Origin of the sequence: Maribacter orientalis (assembly GCF_900109345.1) — a bacterium.
GTDB classification, from domain to species: Bacteria; Bacteroidota; Bacteroidia; order Flavobacteriales; family Flavobacteriaceae; genus Maribacter; species Maribacter orientalis.
In genome coordinates, this window is the sequence record NZ_FNZN01000002.1 from 442,066 (window position 1) to 461,193 (window position 19,128).

15 protein-coding genes are annotated in these 19,128 nt (G+C 34.5%); 8 read left to right on the forward strand and 7 right to left on the reverse strand.

What is annotated here, in order from left to right; all coding sequences use genetic code 11:
- Positions 1-5 precede the first annotated feature (5 nt).
- From BMY56_RS05590 to BMY56_RS05605, 4 genes are all read right to left on the reverse strand, one after another.
- On the reverse strand, positions 6-2,810 hold the full coding sequence (locus BMY56_RS05590) for a TonB-dependent receptor (RefSeq protein ID WP_091621035.1): 2,805 nt from the start codon (positions 2,808-2,810) through the stop codon (positions 6-8).
- A 188-nt stretch (positions 2,811-2,998) separates the two neighbouring features.
- Entirely contained in the window at positions 2,999-4,843 is a 1,845-nt protein-coding gene (gene glmS, locus BMY56_RS05595) for a glutamine--fructose-6-phosphate transaminase (isomerizing) (protein WP_091621038.1), read from the reverse strand.
- A 153-nt stretch (positions 4,844-4,996) separates the two neighbouring features.
- The gene (locus tag BMY56_RS05600; protein ID WP_091621041.1) at positions 4,997-6,907 is read right to left on the reverse strand and encodes a DUF4270 domain-containing protein; all 1,911 of its coding nucleotides are present in this window, start codon (positions 6,905-6,907) and stop codon (positions 4,997-4,999) included.
- 5 nt (positions 6,908-6,912) lie between these two features.
- A complete protein-coding gene (locus BMY56_RS05605) occupies positions 6,913-7,722 on the reverse strand; it encodes a glycogen/starch synthase (protein WP_091621043.1) in 810 nt (269 codons plus the stop codon).
- Positions 7,723-7,824: 102 nt separating this feature from the next.
- On the opposite strand from BMY56_RS05605, the gene panC reads away from it, so the two are divergent.
- From panC to radA, 6 genes are all read left to right on the forward strand, one after another.
- Positions 7,825-8,670: a pantoate--beta-alanine ligase gene (gene panC / locus BMY56_RS05610; protein WP_091621046.1), complete on the forward strand. Its 846-nt coding sequence runs from the start codon at positions 7,825-7,827 to the stop codon at positions 8,668-8,670.
- Between the two features lie 13 nt (positions 8,671-8,683).
- Positions 8,684-9,034, forward strand: coding sequence for an aspartate 1-decarboxylase (panD, locus tag BMY56_RS05615; RefSeq protein ID WP_079511283.1), 351 nt, complete (start codon positions 8,684-8,686; stop codon positions 9,032-9,034).
- Positions 9,035-9,036: 2 nt separating this feature from the next.
- Positions 9,037-10,002: a lysylphosphatidylglycerol synthase transmembrane domain-containing protein gene (locus BMY56_RS05620; RefSeq protein ID WP_091621049.1), complete on the forward strand. Its 966-nt coding sequence runs from the start codon at positions 9,037-9,039 to the stop codon at positions 10,000-10,002.
- A 27-nt stretch (positions 10,003-10,029) separates the two neighbouring features.
- Positions 10,030-11,172 carry an alpha/beta hydrolase gene (locus BMY56_RS05625; protein WP_091621051.1) on the forward strand — a complete coding sequence of 381 codons (1,143 nt, stop codon included), beginning with the start codon at positions 10,030-10,032 and terminating at the stop codon, positions 11,170-11,172.
- A gap of 44 nt (positions 11,173-11,216) precedes the next feature.
- A complete protein-coding gene (locus BMY56_RS18585) occupies positions 11,217-11,387 on the forward strand; it encodes a hypothetical protein (RefSeq protein ID WP_177170922.1) in 171 nt (56 codons plus the stop codon).
- A gap of 73 nt (positions 11,388-11,460) precedes the next feature.
- Positions 11,461-12,822: a DNA repair protein RadA gene (gene radA / locus BMY56_RS05630; protein ID WP_091621054.1), complete on the forward strand. Its 1,362-nt coding sequence runs from the start codon at positions 11,461-11,463 to the stop codon at positions 12,820-12,822.
- 105 nt (positions 12,823-12,927) lie between these two features.
- Here radA and BMY56_RS05635 read toward each other — a convergent pair whose 3' ends face one another.
- Both BMY56_RS05635 and BMY56_RS05640 read right to left on the reverse strand, forming a co-directional pair.
- Positions 12,928-13,968, reverse strand: coding sequence for an aldo/keto reductase (locus BMY56_RS05635; RefSeq protein ID WP_091621056.1), 1,041 nt, complete (start codon positions 13,966-13,968; stop codon positions 12,928-12,930).
- Positions 13,969-14,041: 73 nt separating this feature from the next.
- Positions 14,042-14,806 carry an exodeoxyribonuclease III gene (locus BMY56_RS05640; RefSeq protein WP_091621059.1) on the reverse strand — a complete coding sequence of 255 codons (765 nt, stop codon included), beginning with the start codon at positions 14,804-14,806 and terminating at the stop codon, positions 14,042-14,044.
- 126 nt (positions 14,807-14,932) lie between these two features.
- Here BMY56_RS05640 and BMY56_RS05645 point away from each other — a divergent pair, with 126 nt between their 5' ends.
- Both BMY56_RS05645 and BMY56_RS05650 read left to right on the forward strand, forming a co-directional pair.
- Positions 14,933-15,454, forward strand: a complete 522-nt coding sequence (locus BMY56_RS05645; protein WP_091621062.1) for a DUF3575 domain-containing protein — start codon at positions 14,933-14,935, stop codon at positions 15,452-15,454.
- 27 nt (positions 15,455-15,481) lie between these two features.
- Positions 15,482-17,569 (forward strand): TonB-dependent receptor family protein, encoded by a 2,088-nt coding sequence (locus tag BMY56_RS05650; protein WP_091621065.1) that lies wholly within the window; start codon positions 15,482-15,484, stop codon positions 17,567-17,569.
- Between the two features lies 1 nt (position 17,570).
- Here the strand turns inward: BMY56_RS05650 and BMY56_RS05655 are convergent, their stop codons facing one another.
- Positions 17,571-19,115: a glycine--tRNA ligase gene (locus tag BMY56_RS05655; RefSeq protein WP_091621068.1), complete on the reverse strand. Its 1,545-nt coding sequence runs from the start codon at positions 19,113-19,115 to the stop codon at positions 17,571-17,573.
- Between the last annotated feature and the right edge of the window lie 13 nt (positions 19,116-19,128).

Here is a 19,128-nt window from a genome sequence, read left to right on the forward strand (position 1 = left end):
TAAAATTAGTTGTTAATAGTCCAAGATAGGTAGTACATAGAGCCAATAAAACCTGTTCCAACGGCTGTAAAGTACTCATCGCCTAAGATGTTTGTACCCCCTGCCTTAAATGTAGATTTTATACTTGGAACGGAATAGTTTATTTGCGCATCGACGTTATGAAATTCAGGTACTACGCCTTGAGCAAATGTTGCTTCCCAAAAATAGTCATCACTAAATCTGTAAGAAACATTAAAACCAAAATTCTTAAACAATTCTTGATTTCCAAAAGAAGCCTTGAATTTATGTTCTGGTGTGTTAAAATTTAATTGTAAGTCTGGATTCGCTTCGCGATCAAAGTCCAATTTCGTATAGGTGTAACTCCCCTCTAAATCATAATTACCTAATACTTTCATGCTCAAACCTAATGAGGCACCATATGAATTTACGTCAGCATCGCTATTCGTATAAGCGCTGAATTCTTGTTCATCCCCATTTACAATTGCATCTACCGAAAGTGAACCATCACCAACAGTACCGTAATAAGGCGTGATTACGACTTCTTGAGAAATGAAATCTGAATAACTGTTATAATAGGTGCTAAAATCAACTACTAATTTATCTATCTTTCCTCTATACCCAATTTCAAATGAGGCTACTTGTTCTGGTTTTATGATATCTGGGTTTCCTATCTCTAAATCAGCAACGTTTCCAGTTTCATTAAATCTATTTACTGAACTTCTAGTATACGAGTTTTCGTAAGCGGCTCTTCCTGATTGTGCAATGGTTGCTGGTTGTCCTAAAAGTTGACCTGCAGCGCTTATGTTATCTGGACGTGCAGTATATCTATCTAAATTATCTGGAGCTGAACCTACCAAATTAGGTCCTCCGGTAGCTAAACCAATAAAAAGGTCTTGGGTTGTGGGGTTTCTAAACCCAGTTTGTGCCGATGCCCTAATATTATGGTTTCTATTTAAGGTTAAACCAGCAGAAACTCTTGGGGAAAAGAAACCATCAAAAAATTCAGATTTGTCATAACGTACTGATCCAGTCAACTTTAAACTTTTTTCACCAGCCAAAGGCAAATTCTTTTGAACCTGTGAATAAATCCCAAATTCTGAATAATTAATTGGTCCGTCAGCATCTGTATAAATAGTTCCTGAAGAATTTAAACTGTATTCCCTAAAGGAACCTCCCAGTTGAATTTCTGCCCAATCAATCAAATGGCTAAAATTATAATTAGCATCCGCATGATAATATTTTGACGCATCTTGAAATTTTGAACCTGTAAGCAAATTAGGGTCGTTGACGCTTCTATCAAAAGCTGCTTGAAATTCAGGAGTTCCGGGAAGAAAACGCCCAGTTTCTGCTGTTGCACGAGCCGCCGCATGAGCAGCTTCATCTGTAGCGCCACCTAGAGTCGCTTGAAGGTAAGCTCCCGTATATTCGCCAAACCACGTATTATCATCTTTCCAAGCTCTATTGATTTGGATACCTGTAAAACCCATATCATAGGAATCACCTGATTTATCTCCAACTAAATACCCACGAACAAAGAAATTGTCATTCCTGACCTCTAGTTTGTGTTGCTCTTGAAAGAAACCTTTTATATTATATCTATTGGTACCTTGATAAATAGTATTCCCTGTACCCACCTTACCTACATAAGAAATTTCTAAACTATTATCTTCAATAGGTCTATAGTATAAACCCCAATCCGCTTTAATACTTTCAGCATTATAATTGGTTAAATCACTTTCGTTATATCCTGTTCTACTAACTTCTACTGAAGGAATTAGAGCATTTGCACCCGCGGGTATAAGACCACGGGCTTCTAGCAAGAGTGCTACATTTTTGATATTACCCGCATAATCATCCCCATATACATTGACTCCATTATAGTTTAAATCATTAGCTCGGGTTCTATCGGTAGTGATAAAATTATTATCATCCTTTCCAGCTATATTATTTGCCGCCCAATCAGTTCCTTTTAAGTACCCAAAATTAACTTTCGCAGCAAATTTGTCGCTAAATTTATGGGCCGCCCTAATACCAAAATCAGTATAAGCATTGTCTCCTGCAGCTTTCTGAGAAGTAATACCACGCTTGATAGATACACTTATACCTTCATAATCAAATGGATTTTTACTGCGCATAAACAAAATTCCGTTAAAGGCATTTGCACCATATAATGCAGATGAAGCACCAGGTAATAACTCCACACTTAAAACGTCAGTTTCTACCATACCTACCAAGTTTCCGATAGGGAAGTTCAAGGCCGGCGTAGAATTATCCATACCATCAACCAACTGCATAAAACGTGTATTCGCAAATGATGCAAAACCCCTAGTATTTACAGATTTAAATGTTAAGCTGTTTGTATTGACATCTACACCCTTTAAATTTTCGAGCCCGCCATAAAAGTCCGCAGCTGTAGTACTCTTTATAGTCTCGAGCCCCATACGTTCAACGGTTACAGGTGATTCAAAAATACGTTCAGGTGTTCTAGATGCTGATATTACTACTTCATCTAAAAAAGTTTGTGACTCATTTAAAACAACGGTTATCGTTTGGGAATTACTCGTAATGGTTTGCGTAGAACTTGTATAACCAATACTCGAAACCTCTATTTTAAAAGGTGGGATTTCGGAAGTAGCCAAATTGAAATTGCCGTCAAAATCAGTTACAGTCCCTATGGTTTTACCAACAATTACAATATTGGCCCCGGGGATAGGATCGTTGTTTTGATCAACAACATTACCATTAATATTGGTCTGGGCAAACCCAATAGTCCCTATACCAATCAATGCTAAAAGTAGTATTGCTCTCATTCTTAATTAAAGTTTAAAATTAGTTGGGGCTCAAGATACAGATTATTTCATATGGATTATAGTAATTTGAAAAAAATTATGCATGCATAGTATTATTATGATAATCATATGCCTGTTTAATTCACAAATATGCAATAAAAAAGGGGCATGAAATATTTCATACCCCTTTTTAAATAATTAGTTAAAGCTTATTCTACCGTTACCGATTTTGCAAGGTTTCTTGGTTGATCTACATTACAACCTCTCATTACCGCAATATGGTAAGAAAGTAATTGTAATGGTATAGTAGTCAGCAATGGGGTTAAACTTTCTAAAGTTTCTGGCACCTCAATTACGTGATCTGCCAAATCTCTTACCTGTTCATCACCTTCAGTAACAATAGCTATAATTTTACCTTTTCTTGATTTGATTTCCTGTATGTTGCTTACTACCTTTTCATAATGACCTTTTTTGGTAGCAATTACGAAAACCGGCATATGCTCATCAATCAATGCTATTGGACCATGCTTCATTTCTGCCGCTGGATATCCTTCTGCATGTATATAACTTATCTCTTTTAACTTAAGAGCTCCTTCTAATGCAACCGGAAAATTATATCCTCTTCCTAAATAAAGACAATTTGTCGAATCCTTATATACATCGGCAATAATTTCAATTAATGTATTTGACTGTAATGCCTTTTCCACTTTACTAGGAATAGTCTCTAATTCAGTTAAATACTCATGATATCTAGATTCTGAAAAAACACCTTTTGCTTTTGCCAGTTTTAAGGCAATTAATGTAAGTACCGTTATTTGCGTTGTAAAAGCTTTTGTAGAAGCTACTCCTATCTCTGGTCCAGCATGTGTATATGCTCCTGCATCGGTTTCTCTAGCAATTGACGACCCAACCACATTACAAACTCCGAAAACAAAAGCACCTTTTTCTTTAGCCAGTTTAATTGCCGCTAAAGTATCTGCTGTTTCTCCCGATTGAGAAATAGCAATCAACACATCCTTATCAGTAATAACAGGATTTCTATATCTAAATTCAGAAGCATATTCTACTTCAACTGATATTCTCGCTAAATCTTCAAATATATATTCAGCAACTAAACCTGCATGCCATGAAGTACCACATGCAACAATAATTATTCTATTAGCATTAAGAAATTTTTCCATATTCTGGTCAATTCCTGCCATTCTAATTATACCTTGATCCGCTAACAAACGACCTCTATATGTATCCTTTATTGCCCTTGGTTGTTCGTAAATCTCTTTCAACATAAAGTGGTCATAACCACCTTTTTCAATTTCCTCTAAATTCATTTGCAATTCTAAAATCCTAGGATATGCAACTGAATCATCTTTTATTTTTCTTAATTTAATTTCTTTACCCAACCTAATAATAGCCATTTCCTCATCTTCAAGATAAACAGCATTATTTGTGAACTCTATAAAAGGGGAAGCATCTGAAGCTATGAAAAATTCATTTTCACCAATGCCAATTGCTAATGGACTACCTAATTTGGCAACTACGATTTCATCTGGCTTTTGCTTATCAAATACTGCTATAGCGTAAGCCCCGACAACTTGATTTAAAGCGATTTGTACAGCCTTACCTAATTTTACGTTTTCTGTTTTCTTAACCTCTTCAATAAGATTAACCAAAACCTCAGTATCAGTATCAGACTGAAACGTATATCCTCTTTTAGTCAACTCTTGCTTAATAGCCTCATAGTTTTCTATGATTCCATTATGGATAATTACTAGTTCGCCAGAATTCGAATAATGTGGATGAGAATTTACATCATTTGGAACACCATGTGTAGCCCAACGTGTATGACCAATTCCAATACTCCCTTTTTGGGAAATATCCTTAGCCTTCTTCTTTAAATCTTCTACTTTACCCTTAGTTTTAGCAAGGTTAATTTGATTACCATCGAACAACGCAATCCCAGCACTATCGTAACCACGATATTCTAAACGCTGAAGACCTTTTATTATAATAGGAAAAGCATCCCTATAACCTATATAACCTACAATTCCACACATAATACTTTTGTTTGATGATTTTAAGCAAAATTAATTACCACGAAATTATGCTAACGTGATTAAAAATTAACCTATTTAAGATGTATAACGCGAATATTCTTTAAAATGATATGTTTAGCTGAAAATACACAAAAATCCATGATAAAGTTTTACTTAATTGGCTTTTGTATAAAATATTTCAAGCTTTAATCGTTTATCATAATCAGGGTCAGTAACCTGAAGATTGCTGCCATATAAGACAGTACCCAAAGGGGTTAAATTAGAAGTTGTCGCAATTCTTTTTTCACCGCCACCAACCTTAGCCTCAGTAACATTCCAATTTTGAATATTAGTTGACAACGTTAAAGCTAATGTTGCGTTTACAGAATCTCGAACCACCAAGTTATTGATATGATCAGTAATTTTTACTGAATACTTAACACCTTTTCCATTCGACTTCTCTATAATACCGTCATAATTTAAATACGTGCCAAACAACGCGTTTACCGTAAGATCGGTCTGCTCAGTATTAGGGTTTATCAATGGAAAATTATTTTCTGCATTATATAAATAAAGCCTAGGAGGATCTAATAAACTACCACTTGCATCTAATTGATTTCTGTCAATATAAAAAACGAGATTGGCCTCATTAATCACCCAATTCTCACTTCGTATTTGTTCAACAATATTCTCGCTTCCATTTTCTTCAAACAAATTAATTTCAGCATAAGTACCTGGCCCACCTTTTAAATATATTCTTGAAGCGTTCTCTGTATTATCTAAGGCTTGTATTATTTGAGGGCCATAATTCTCTGTGATAATTGAGTTTACTGCATTCCCAGATACAGAGCCGCTTTGAAGTTGTGACAAGAACGAAAAAACAAAATCATTTTCTTTTACTTCATTAGGAGCATCGTCACTAGTGATATCGTTAGTACCATTCGTATTATAACTACTATAGGTGTATGTCATAGTAATATTTGTACTTTTTAAATCAAAAAGAAACATTACGTCATCGCCCGCTCCATCCTCGATAGATAAATGCAAACCTCTTATAAAATCGGTAAAGTTAGATTGACTCAACAACTCAGAACTTCCTTCTTTATCCAAAATATTCTGTTGAAAAAATTCATTATTCAAAGGAATTCGAATACCTGGGCCAAGTTTGCTAAAAGTTAATGATTCATCAACATCTTCAGTTGTTGAATCATCCTCGTTAGCGATTAATATTTCTTCATCGCTGATTTCAACAACATCTTCAAACAACAAGTCTGAAACGAATTCTGGAGAAAATTCTTGATTTGAAAAATACTCTTGTGATTCTTGAAAATTAGTGTTAGGATCTAAATCACGAAGAAAAAAAGTTGATCTCTCTACCTTAAGACTAAATGAAGGAATAGCAGATTTTGAAAAAATGTCATAATTAGAACCATTTACATAAATGCTATCCAATTCAATCTTTTTCGCAAAGTTATTAGTAAAAATAGGCGCGTTATCTCCGTCATTTAATCCATCTCTATCTTCATCTACGCTATTAATATCTAAAGGGTCAGTACTTGATGCAATTTCAACAGAATTCAAAACGCCATCCCCATCATTATCATTGTCACTATCTGGAACTTTATCAAATTCATCAACTACACCATCACCATCGCTATCCGTAGCTATACTTTTTGTCAAAAACGGAATATAAAGAAATACTTCTTTTACCGTTTCATTTTCCTCAATGGTGGTTATGGACTCACCCGAATTACCAGCTTTATCTTCCTTCTCTTGAGAAAAAGCTCCAAAAGTTGGATTAGCTACACTAAGAAACATTTGAGATGTTACCGACGCATTAGTTTTACCATATATAGGGTCATTGAAAACACCTAACTGATAAATTGGCAATTTATTAGTTTGAACCGCTTCAATATTCTTATTATAAACAAAAACATCATATGTTTCTTGACCTGTAGTAAAAGGCTCATTACCTACAACACCAGCACCAACTGTGGTTAAATCTTGTTCACATGATACTAAAAAACCAAATATCAATATCATTCCCAAAAATTTGGGAGTAGCGGAATTATCAAAAAAATTCATTCAGATTATTTTAAAACTTCTGTGTTATAAAAATTAGCATACGCCTCCTCAAATTCTTGAACGGGTACATATGGTAACACTGGTTTTTCTTGGTTGGAAATGTGGTTTTCTAATTCTTCTGGAATGTCTTCCGATGCTAAAATAATAGCATCAGAATAATCTACAGCTATCTTTAACAAATTATTATAGGTAGGATCTGCTAAAGATGCAATTGCCTCATCTGGTATACCATCAAACGCAATTTTTTTAATCATATCCTTATCTAAAGAACCTTCAAAGGTTTTGCCATAAACAGACAATACAATTTTACTATCAGCAAAAAGTGGCTCATCTGCATAGAATTTTTTCAAATACAACGGCAACAAGCTAGCCATCCATCCATGTACATGAATAATATCAGGCGACCAATTCAATTTCTTCACAGTTTCCATAACACCTTTGGCAAAGAAAATTGCACGTTGATCATTATCTGGAAAAAGATTTCCTTGCTTATCAGTAAATGTTGCTTTACGCTTAAAGTACTCTTCGTTATCTATAAAGTAAACTTGTATTCTTTCTTTTGGGATAGATGCTACCTTAATGATTAATGGCATGTCCATATCATTAATTACCAAATTCATTCCGGAAAGCCGAATTACCTCATGTAATTGATGCCTTCTTTCATTGATGTTTCCATATCTTGGCATGAATATCCTGATTTGACCACCATTGCTGTTGACCATTCTAGGCGCTTCATAAGACATTAGAGAAACTTCGTTTTCGGGTAAGTAAGGAACTAATTCAGAAGATACAAACAATATCTTTTTACCATTCATAAAGGTTATATTTTATTTTTCACTTGAACGTAACTGCAAAATTACAAAAAATATAGAGATTAGCCGTAATTATAGTAAGTTTGCTCGCTAATGAACTTTTCAATGCTGGTAGTTAAGACCATAAATGAGCTTAGGAGCGAACTAAATAAAATTGATGACTCTTCAGATGTTGGCTTAGTACCGACAATGGGAGCACTGCATCAAGGACACATGTCTCTATTAGAAAAGGCCTTGTCAGAAAATAAAAAAGTAGTTGTTAGCATTTTCGTTAACCCAACCCAGTTCAATAATACCGAGGATCTTGAAAAATATCCAAAAACTTTAGACAATGATGTTGATTTAATTTCTTCTATTTCAAAAAATATTATTGTCTTCGCACCTGCAGTAGCTGAAATATATCATGACAAGGTTAAAACCAAAATTTATGATTTTGCTGGTCTTGATAAAGTTATGGAAGGTGAATTTAGAGATAATCACTTCAACGGAGTCGGTACAATTGTTGAAACACTATTTAGTCTTGTTAAACCAAAAAGAGCCTATTTCGGTGAAAAAGATTTTCAACAATTACGTATCATTCAAAAGCTAGTAGAGATACAAAAAATACCTGTTGAAATTATTGGCTGCGAAATAGTACGTGAAAATCATGGGTTAGCCATGAGTTCTAGAAATGAAAGGTTAAGCAAAACAATACGACAAAATGCCGCTTTCATTTACGAAACCTTGAAAATCGCCAAATATAAATTTGGCATGGAAAGTGTTTTAAAAGTTAAAGATTGGGTAGCAAAGCAATTTGATAACAGTGCAGATTTTAAACTAGAATATTTTGAAATTACCGATGTTGAAACTTTGACCCCAGCAAAGAATAAAAATATTGATATAAAATATAGGGCCTTTATTGCTGTTTATGTAGAGGGTGTAAGACTTATAGATAATATTGCCATCAATTAATTAATTTTGCATTATGCAAGTAGAAGTAGTAAAATCAAAAATACATCGAGTAAAAGTTACTGGCGCAGACCTTAATTACGTAGGAAGCATCACTATTGATGAAGATCTTATGGATGCCGCAAATTTTATACGTGGAGAAAAAGTACAGATCGTAAACAATAATAACGGAGAGCGCCTTGAAACCTATATTATTCCAGGGCCAAGAAAAAGTGGAGAAATCACTTTAAACGGCGCTGCTGCAAGAAAAGTTTCGGTAGGTGATGTGCTTATTTTAATTTCGTATACTTGGATGGATATTGAAGAAGCTAAAAAATTCAATCCGTCATTGGTTTTTCCAAATGAAGAAAATAATTTATTGACTTAATCTTGACGAGTATTCTAAAAAAAAATCTAAAGATTATACTCCCAATGGCATTGGGAGTTTTTTTAGTTTGGTATTCTTATAATTCTACCACACCAGAAAATAGAAAAGAAATAATCTTTTATATTAAAGAAGCAGACCCTCTTTATGTTTTGCTTTCTGTATTTTTAGGTGTTTTAGGTCATATTTCTAGAGCAGTTCGATGGAATTATCTCTTAGAACCTTTAGGTTACAATCCTCGTATTATCAATAATATCTTAATAATATTAATTTCCTATTTTGCAAATCTTGGCATTCCAAGAACAGGTGAGGTTTTAAGAGCTACAGCACTCACCACCTATGAAAATGTGCCTTTTGAAAAAGGATTTGGTACTATAGTTACCGAAAGGGTCATAGATGTTATAATGCTGCTTTCAATTATTCTAATAACATTTTTATTACAGACAGATGTAATAATGAACATGCTTCAAGAACGTGGCTTTAATTTAAATGGCCTTCTTATACTTGCTGGGGCAGGAATTATATTATTCATTTTATTCGTTGCACTGATTAAAAAATCAAAAAATGCATTTGCTCAGAAAATCAAAACTTTTGTAAAGGGATTACTTGATGGTGTTTTCAGTATTTTTAAAATGAAGCATAAGTGGCTTTTCATTTTTCATACTTTATTCATTTGGGGATGCTATATAGGTATGCTTTGGATCATAAAATTTACAGTACCCGAAACTATTTCTCTTACACTTAGTCAATTGCTTGTAGCCTTTGTAGCTGGCGCTTTCGCTATGGCAACCACGAATGGAGGCATAGGCCTTTACCCAATCGCCGTTAGTAGTGCTTTAACTATTTTTGGCATCAGTACCGTCTCTGGTGATGCCTTCGGATGGATAATTTGGATTGCCCAGACATTAATGATAGTTGTTTTCGGTGCAATATCTTTTATTTTATTACCGTTATTGAACAGAATCAAATAGTATTCTTACTATTTACAATTACCATATATGCGTTATGTATCCATAATATTCGCACTTTTATTTGGCGCAATATCCTATTCTCAAACAACTCAAGAGATTTTTGAGTCGTTTAAACTTCAAGAAAGACGAGACGTACATTACTATTTTCCTGAAAATATGGATGTGGACAAAAAGTATCCTCTCATTATAGTGCTTGATGGAGAATATCTTTTTGAACAAGTTGTAGCCTCATCAAAATTCTATAGTCGCTTTCATGGTATGCCTCAAAGTATTATTGTTGGCATAGATCAAAGCAAGGATGATTTAAGATATGAAGATTGTGCATTTGATGCTGAAAGCGGTTTACCTTCTGAAAAAGGCAAAAGCTTTTATGAGTTTATTGGCATGGAACTTATTCCATATTTAGATTTAAACTTTAGTACGGCTCCTTTCAAAATGATTGTTGGTTACGACATCACTGGTAATTTTATGAATTACTGGTTATTTAAGGATAATTCAATCTTTGATGCCTATATAAGTATTTCACCTACTCTTGCTCCTGAAATGGAAAAAAGAGTACCAATAAGACTTAATACATTTGAAAATCAAATATTCTATCAAGTTATAGTAGAAGGTGAACAAAACAAGGATACTCAACGAATAGCAGCTATGAACCAAGGCATTAAAGCTTTGGAAAAAGAATCATTACATTACTATTTTGATGAATACAAAAATGCCGACCACATTTCAGTAGCTACATATGGTATAGGCAAAGCTTTTGATAATATTTTCGGCATGTTTAAACCTATAAGTCCTAAAGAATATAAAACACAGATACTTATAAGCGAAGAACCGGTATTCAATTATTTAGAAAGCAAATACCAAGGCATTGTTGACATATTTGGATTTAGCAAGCCTGTAGAACTTAATGATATCATGGCAATTTACGCAGCGTCAAGAAAAAAAGAAGATTTTGAGTCATTAAAACCACTTTCTGATCTTTGTAAAAAAGAATATCCTGAAACTATGCTCGGCTTTTATTTTGAAGCTGAATATTATGAGCAATTAGGAGAACCTAAAAAAGCGCTTAAAACATTTGAAAAAGCTTTTCAAATGGAAGAAATAGATTTTTTAACTAAAGAAATGGCCCTTGAAAAAATGGACGCATTAAAAGCCGATTTCGGATTTTAATGTATTTAAACAGCTAGTTCCCAAATTAGCCCAACCTACTTATTATGATAAAAATTAACGCAATGTATTTCGTCTTTTCTGGAGTACTGTTTACCTATTTCGGATTGAAAGGAGATTTTATAATTCCATACAGTGGTATTGCCCTATTCATGGCTTGGGCATCCTTTTTCTTAGCGTTTAGTGCTCATAAAAAGGAAAATTCACAAGATTATTAACGCTTAATCACTAAGCGATATCCGCTCATTTCAAACTTCTTGTTACCTTTAGCTCTTTCAGTAAAAGCTAAAGATGGCCAAAACAAAAACTGCATTTTTTTGTCAAAATTGCGGAACACAGTATGCTAAATGGGTAGGGCAATGTTCTGCCTGTAAACAATGGAATACCGTTGTAGAAGAAGTTGTACAAAAGGAGGAAAAGGTAAATTGGAAATTACCTTCACAAACTTCAAAAAGAGTCTCTAAACCTCTTTTGGTCAATGAAATTAGCATTGAAAAAGAGATTCGCTTAAATACCTTCGACCTTGAGTTCAATAGGGTTTTAGGTGGTGGACTAGTGCCTGGCGCTTTAGTGTTGTTGGGTGGAGAACCTGGGGTAGGAAAAAGCACCCTTTTACTTCAGATTGCCCTAAAACTTCCTTATAAAACATTATACGTTTCTGGTGAGGAAAGTCAGAAGCAGATTAAAATGCGGGCCGATAGAATTCACCCAAATAGTGAAACCTGTCTCATTCTAACAGAGACTAAGACTCAAAATATCTTTAAACAGATTGAGGCCACAGAACCGGATATTGTGGTTATAGATTCAATTCAAACTCTACATTCTGAATATATCGAATCTGCTGCAGGTAGTATTTCACAAATACGTGAGTGCACTGCTGAACTTATTAAATTTGCCAAAGAAACAAATACACCTGTAATTCTCATTGGTCATATTACCAAAGATGGCTCTATTGCAGGACCAAAAATTTTGGAACATATGGTAGACACCGTGTTGCAGTTTGAGGGTGACAGAAATTACGTCTATCGCATACTAAGGTCTTTAAAAAATAGATTTGGCTCTACAGCAGAACTTGGTATTTATGAAATGCAAGGCAGTGGCTTAAGGGAAGTTAATAACCCATCTGAAGTATTAATTTCTAAAAATGATGATGGATTAAGTGGTACTGCAATCGCTTCAACGGTAGAAGGTATGCGTCCTCTCCTTATTGAAATACAAGCACTGGTTAGTACTGCGGTATACGGCACACCTCAACGATCCACTACAGGCTACAATGCCAAACGGTTAAATATGTTGTTGGCAGTTTTAGAAAAACGTGCTGGTTTTAAATTAGGCGCAAAAGATGTATTCTTAAATATTACTGGTGGAATATCTGTTGATGACCCAGCTATTGATTTAGCGGTAGTTGCGGCGATACTATCGAGCAATGAAGACATACCGATAGACAAAGGAACCTGTTTTGCCGCAGAGGTTGGCCTAGCTGGCGAAATTAGACCAGTTCAGCGCATCGAGCAACGTATTTTAGAAGCAGAAAAATTAGGCTACAACACAATTATAGTGTCCAAAAACAACAAGATAGGTCTCAAATCAACAAAGATAAAAATACTATTGGCCTCTAAAATTGAAGAAGTTGCCCGCAACCTATTCGGTTAACGTTTATCCCGCATTATCCTTGCAAATACCATAATAACTATTACCACGACTAGTATAACTACTATTTGCCAAAAACCAATCTTTAAAAGAACAAGACTTTCCATATTACGGTGCAGGGTTAGGTATTAAATTCTGTATTGCTTCAATTTCTTTTAGAATATCATCAGATAAGTTAACATCTATACTTCCTATATTCTCTTCCAATTGACGTAATGTTGTAGCTCCAATAATAGTGCTAGTCACAAAAGACCTAGAATTTACAAACGCCAATGACATTTGTGCCAAAGTAAGGCCATTTGCCTGTGCCAGTTCATAATACTTTTTTGTTGCCTCTATGGCAGTGGCACCAATATACCTACTATAATTGGGAAAAAGAGCTAAACGTGAGCCCTCTGGCATACGATTACCTAAATATTTACCACTTAAAGCACCGAAGCCTAATGGAGAATATGCCAACAAGCCAACTTGCTCCCTAGCTGATATTTCTGACATACCAACTTCAAACAATCTGTTTAAAAGACTATATGGATTTTGAACTGTTATCGTTCGTGGTAATGTACTATGAACTTTACTTTCCTCCAAAAAACGCATCATCCCCCAAGGGGTTTCATTAGATACACCTACATTCCTAATTTTACCCTCTCGAATTAAATCTCTTAATGTCTCTAAAACCTGATGAATGTTATCTTCCCAATAATCTGATATATCATTTGTAAAACCTCTTTGTCCGAAATAATTGGTACTACGATCTGGCCAATGTAATTGGTACAAATCAATATAATCCGTTTGTAATCTTTCCAAACTACCCTCAACAGCCTCAATAATAGATTCCCGTGTAAAACCGGTTGTGCGAATGAATTTAGACATCTCAGCCTTTCCCGCTATTTTTGATGCCAGAACAATATCTTCCCTATTCCCATTCTTCTTGAACCAATTACCGATAATCTTCTCTGTTGCTGCATATCTATCTTTATGCGCAGGTATTGGATATAATTCTGCTGTATCTAAGAAATTTATCCCTTTATCCACTGCAAAATTGATTTGCTCATGACCTTCGGCTTCCGTGTTTTGGTTTCCCCAGGTCATTGTTCCCAAACATATTTTACTTACTTCAATATCGGTATGTGGTAAATTGGTATAAATCATTAATCTTTAATTTTTTTGCATAATTAAAACGTAAAACTACTAAATATATTGAGGTCAACCGTGACTCATACGCCTAACTATCTATCTCTATCAAAATAGGGCAATGGTCACTATGCTTCGCGCCAGATAAAATTACCGAACGAGACAATCGATTTTTTAAGGATTTTGCCACCATACCATAATCTAATCGCCATCCTTTATTATTATTTCTTGCATTTGCCCTATAACTCCACCATGTATAATTATCTGGCTCAGAATTGAATTCCCTAAAACTATCGATAAAACCACTTTCGATAAAATCACCAATCCATTTACGTTCTACAGGTAAAAACCCTGATACATTCTTTAAACCAACCGGGTTATGAATATCTATTGCCTCATGACAAATATTATAATCACCAAGAATAATAAGGTTGGGATTTGTTTTGCGCAATTCATTTGTATACTCTTGAAAATCTGACATATACATGAGTTTATGGTCAAGTCGTTGAATATTTGTTCCAGAAGGCAAATACATACTCATGATTGACACATCCCCAAAATCTGCCCTAATATTTCTACCCTCAAAATCCATATATTCAATACCAGTACCAAATACCACAGCATCGGGCTTAGATTTAGAAAGTATTGCAACACCACTATAGCCCTTCTTTTGAGCACTATACCAATAATTATACTTGTACCCAGCCTCTTCGAACAAAGAAAGATCTAATTGTTCCTCATTGGCTTTTATTTCCTGTAGACAAACAACGTCGGGTGAAACGGCACCCAACCAATCTAAAAATCCTTTTCTCAGCGCTGCCCTAATTCCATTTACATTATAGGATATGATTTTCATCGATATGCATTTTGGTCTAAAAATAAAAAAGACTTGTAAATTAAAGGTGTATACTTTCCATTAAAATCATAATTTCACAGCTTTAAATTATTTTTTATCCCAATTATTATTACACAATAACTTCACATGAACAAGTTTATATTTTCCGTTCTATTAGTTTTTATAACTACTTCTTCATTTTCACAGGCTTATTATAATAATGAAAATAGCCATGAGGTAAAGTTGAACATTGGTCAATTTCTGGTAACAACTTCGTTAGAATTCGGTTATGAATATTATATCAATGAAGACACCAGTATCGGCGGAACACTGTATTTTGATGGTAAAGCTACAGATTACAATGGCAATTTTGGCATTGGCCCCAATTTAAGAGCTTATTTTGGATATGGACCTAAAAGCGGTATTTTTGCTGAAGTATTCGGGCTATACTACACAGGGGAAGATGACGTAGATTCTGAAAACTTAGGCGACAGAAATTATGATTATTCTACCATTGCCCTTGGTCTTGGAGGTGGTTACAAATGGGCCACGAGAAGTCAAAAATTCACCATTGAATTAAATGGCGGACTGGGCAGAAATATTAATCCCGAAGATTTTCAAAATGACTTGATGTTCAGGGCTGGTCTTTCATTAGGTTTCCGTTTTTAATAGGTATTTTTAAGGTTTTAATTTTCTATGAAAAAATCGCTTTTTTTTATTCCTCTATTAATATTCTATTTCAGTGCAAGTGCACAAACTAAATCTGTAAAAGATAGCATTACCGAATTAGATGAAGTTATATTAATTGACACACTTACCGCAAAAAACGCGATAGGTATTATTCCATCACAAATAATTGGAGCAAACGTTTTTAAAAATTATAGCCCTGTTGATTTTATAAGCTCCATCAATCAAATTTCTGGAGTATATGCATTATCTGGCGCCCTGAATACCAATAGAATTACCATTCGAGGGGTAGGTTCAAGAACAGCATTTGGCACCGACAAACTTAGACTTTACTATAATAACATACCCGTAACAAATGGAACGGGATTTTCTACTATTGAAGCTTATGATTTAGAAAACTTAACCTCAGTGGAAATCATTAAAGGTCCCAAGGGAACTGGCTTCGGCACAAATTTAGGCGGTTCGATAATTTTAAACACCAAACAACTCAGCAGCCAACCTACAAAACTTACTAATAGTTCTACCCTTGGCTCTTATGGCTTATTTAAAAATAGTTTAGGATTTACACATTCTCAAGATGATTTTTATATGACCTTACAATACGGACATATGGAAATTGATGGATACCGCGAAAACAATAGATTTGAACGTGACGGATTTCTTTTAAACTCAATTTTTAAACTATCCGAAAAAAGCGAGTTAGGTCTTTTAGTAAACCATATTGACTACTCAGCTCAAATAGCTAGCTCAATTAGTCAAGCAGATTTTGATGAAGACCCAACACAAGCTGCATTCACATGGAAATCATCACAGGGTTATGAAGACAATAACTATAGCCTTATTGGCCTATCACACACCTATAAAGCTAGCACAAAACTAAAAAATACTACAAGTTTATTCTACACGTATTTAGACCATTATGAACCTCGACCTTTTAATATTTTAGATGAATATACAAACGGATATGGTCTACGAACCTTGTTTTCTGGGAATTTAAATATTTCTGAAAACTTACTTTCTTATACCATCGGGGGCGAATTATATAAAGATGAATATGCATGGGGAACCTTTCAAAATCTTTATGAAGAAAATAATGGTAACGGTAGTTTACAAGGTGATAGATTATCTAAAAACAAAGAATTTCGAAGCCAAGTAAATAGTTTCGCTACCATCTCATATCCCTTTACAACAAAACTTACTGCGCAGTTGGGCTTAAACGTTAATAAAACACAATATGACTTTAGAGACTTGTTTAATTCAGGAGGCACAAACACTAGTGCAAATAGAAACTTTAAAGCACTTTTCTTACCTAGTTTAGATGTCAACTATTCAATTACAGCAACAAGTCAATTGTATGCGAATATTAGTCGTGGTTTTTCAAATCCTAGTTTGGAAGAAACCTTAACTCCCGATGGAATTATAAATCCTGATATAGTTCAGGAAACAGGTACTAATTATGAACTCGGTATTGAACATAAAAGCAAAGATGATAGAATGAAACTAGATATTGCTTTCTATTTAATGCCCATAAAGAATCTACTTGTTGCGAAAAGGGTTGGTGATGACCAGTATATTGGTCGTAATGCCGGTAAGACAAAGCATCAAGGAATTGATTTAGATTGGAATTATAAATTTAATATTTCAAATAAAATACTGCTTACCCCATTTATAAGCTACACATTCAACAATCATTCTTTTGTTGAATTTATTGATGAAGAAGCTAATGAAGATTATAGTGGAAATTCATTAACGGGTGTTCCAAAACATAAATTAAATACCGGACTACAGACTACATTCGGTAACGGCCTTTATGCCAATATTACCCATCAATTTATAGATGAGATTCCGTTGACAGATGGCAACACTCTTTATAGTAAATCGTTTAATTTACTCAACGCAAAATTAGGGTACAAGAAACAAATTTTAGAGAAACTATTGCTCGGATTAGATTTTGGTGTCAACAATTTAACAGATACCAAGTACGCACAATCCGTGTTGATAAACGCTAGTAGCTTTGGGGGAAATGCCCCAAGGTATTTCTACCCTGGGAACAATATAAATTATTATGGAAGTTTAAAACTAAGTTATACGCTTTAGCTTATTCCATTTTTTTCAACCAAGTCTTCATGTCAACAGCAGCATGTATGATACCGTTTAAATCAGAAATTGCTACACGCTCCTGCTCCATCGAGTCTCTATGTCTAATGGTTACTGTTTGATCCTCTAAAGTTTGATGATCTACTGTAATACAAAATGGTGTGCCATTGGCGTCCTGCCTCCTATAACGTCTACCCACAGCATCTTTTTCGTCGTAAGTGACGTTAAAATCCCATTTAAGCTCATCTACGATGCTTTGCGCTACCTCTGGCAAACCATCTTTCTTAAGTAATGGTAAAATAGCTGCTTTAATAGGAGCTAAAACCGCTGGCAACTTAAGAACAGTTCTGGTGGTATTATTTTCCAATTCTTCTTCCTTAAGAGAATTTGAGAATACCGCCAAAAACATTCTATCTAAACCTATTGAAGTTTCAAGTACGTATGGAACATAATTTTTATTTACTTCATGATCGAAGTATTGTAATTTTTTTCCTGAAAATTTCTCGTGACTACTTAAGTCAAAATCGGTACGTGAATGTATCCCTTCCAATTCTTTAAAACCAAAGGGAAAACGAAATTCTATATCAGCAGCCGCATCAGCATAATGTGCTAATTTTTCATGATCATGAAAACGGTAATTATCTTGTCCTAAACCTAAAGATAAATGCCATTTCATTCGCTTCTCTTTCCAGATTTCATACCATTCTTTTTGCGTGCCAGGCTGAATAAAGAATTGCATTTCCATTTGTTCAAATTCACGCATCCTAAAAATAAATTGTCTAGCAACAATTTCATTTCTAAAAGCCTTACCGGTCTGTGCAATTCCGAAAGGAATCTTCATACGACCAGATTTTTGAACGTTTAGAAAGTTAACAAAAATACCTTGAGCAGTTTCTGGCCTAAGAAATAAGTCCATAGCACTTTCTGCATTGGCACCTAATTTTGTGCCAAACATAAGGTTGAATTGCTTAACATCTGTCCAGTTTTTAGAACCAGACATTGGACATGCAATATCCAATTCTTCAATTAGTGCTTTTACATCTGCCAAATCTTCGTTCTGCAAAGATTTACCTAATCTTGTTAAAATGATTTTCCCTTGTTCTTGATATTCAACTACACGTTGATTCGTTTCCAAAAATGTCTTCTTATCAAAAGCATCACCAAAACGTTTTTGAGCTTTGCTAACCTCTTTTTCAATTTTAGCATCTATTTTGGCTACGTAATCTTCTACCAAAACATCTGCTCTATATCTTTTTTTAGAATCCTTATTATCTATTAATGGATCATTAAAGGCATCAATATGACCAGAGGCTTGCCATGTAGTTGGATGCATAAAAATCGCTGCATCTAACCCAACAATATTGTCATTAAGCTGTACCATGGCTTTCCACCAATATTCGCGAATATTCTTTTTTAGCTCAACACCATTCTGACCATAGTCATACACAGCACTTAAACCATCGTAAATTTCACTTGATTGAAATACGTAACCATATTCCTTTGCGTGAGATATTACACGCTTAAAATCATCTTCTTGCTTTGCCATGCGGCAAAAATAG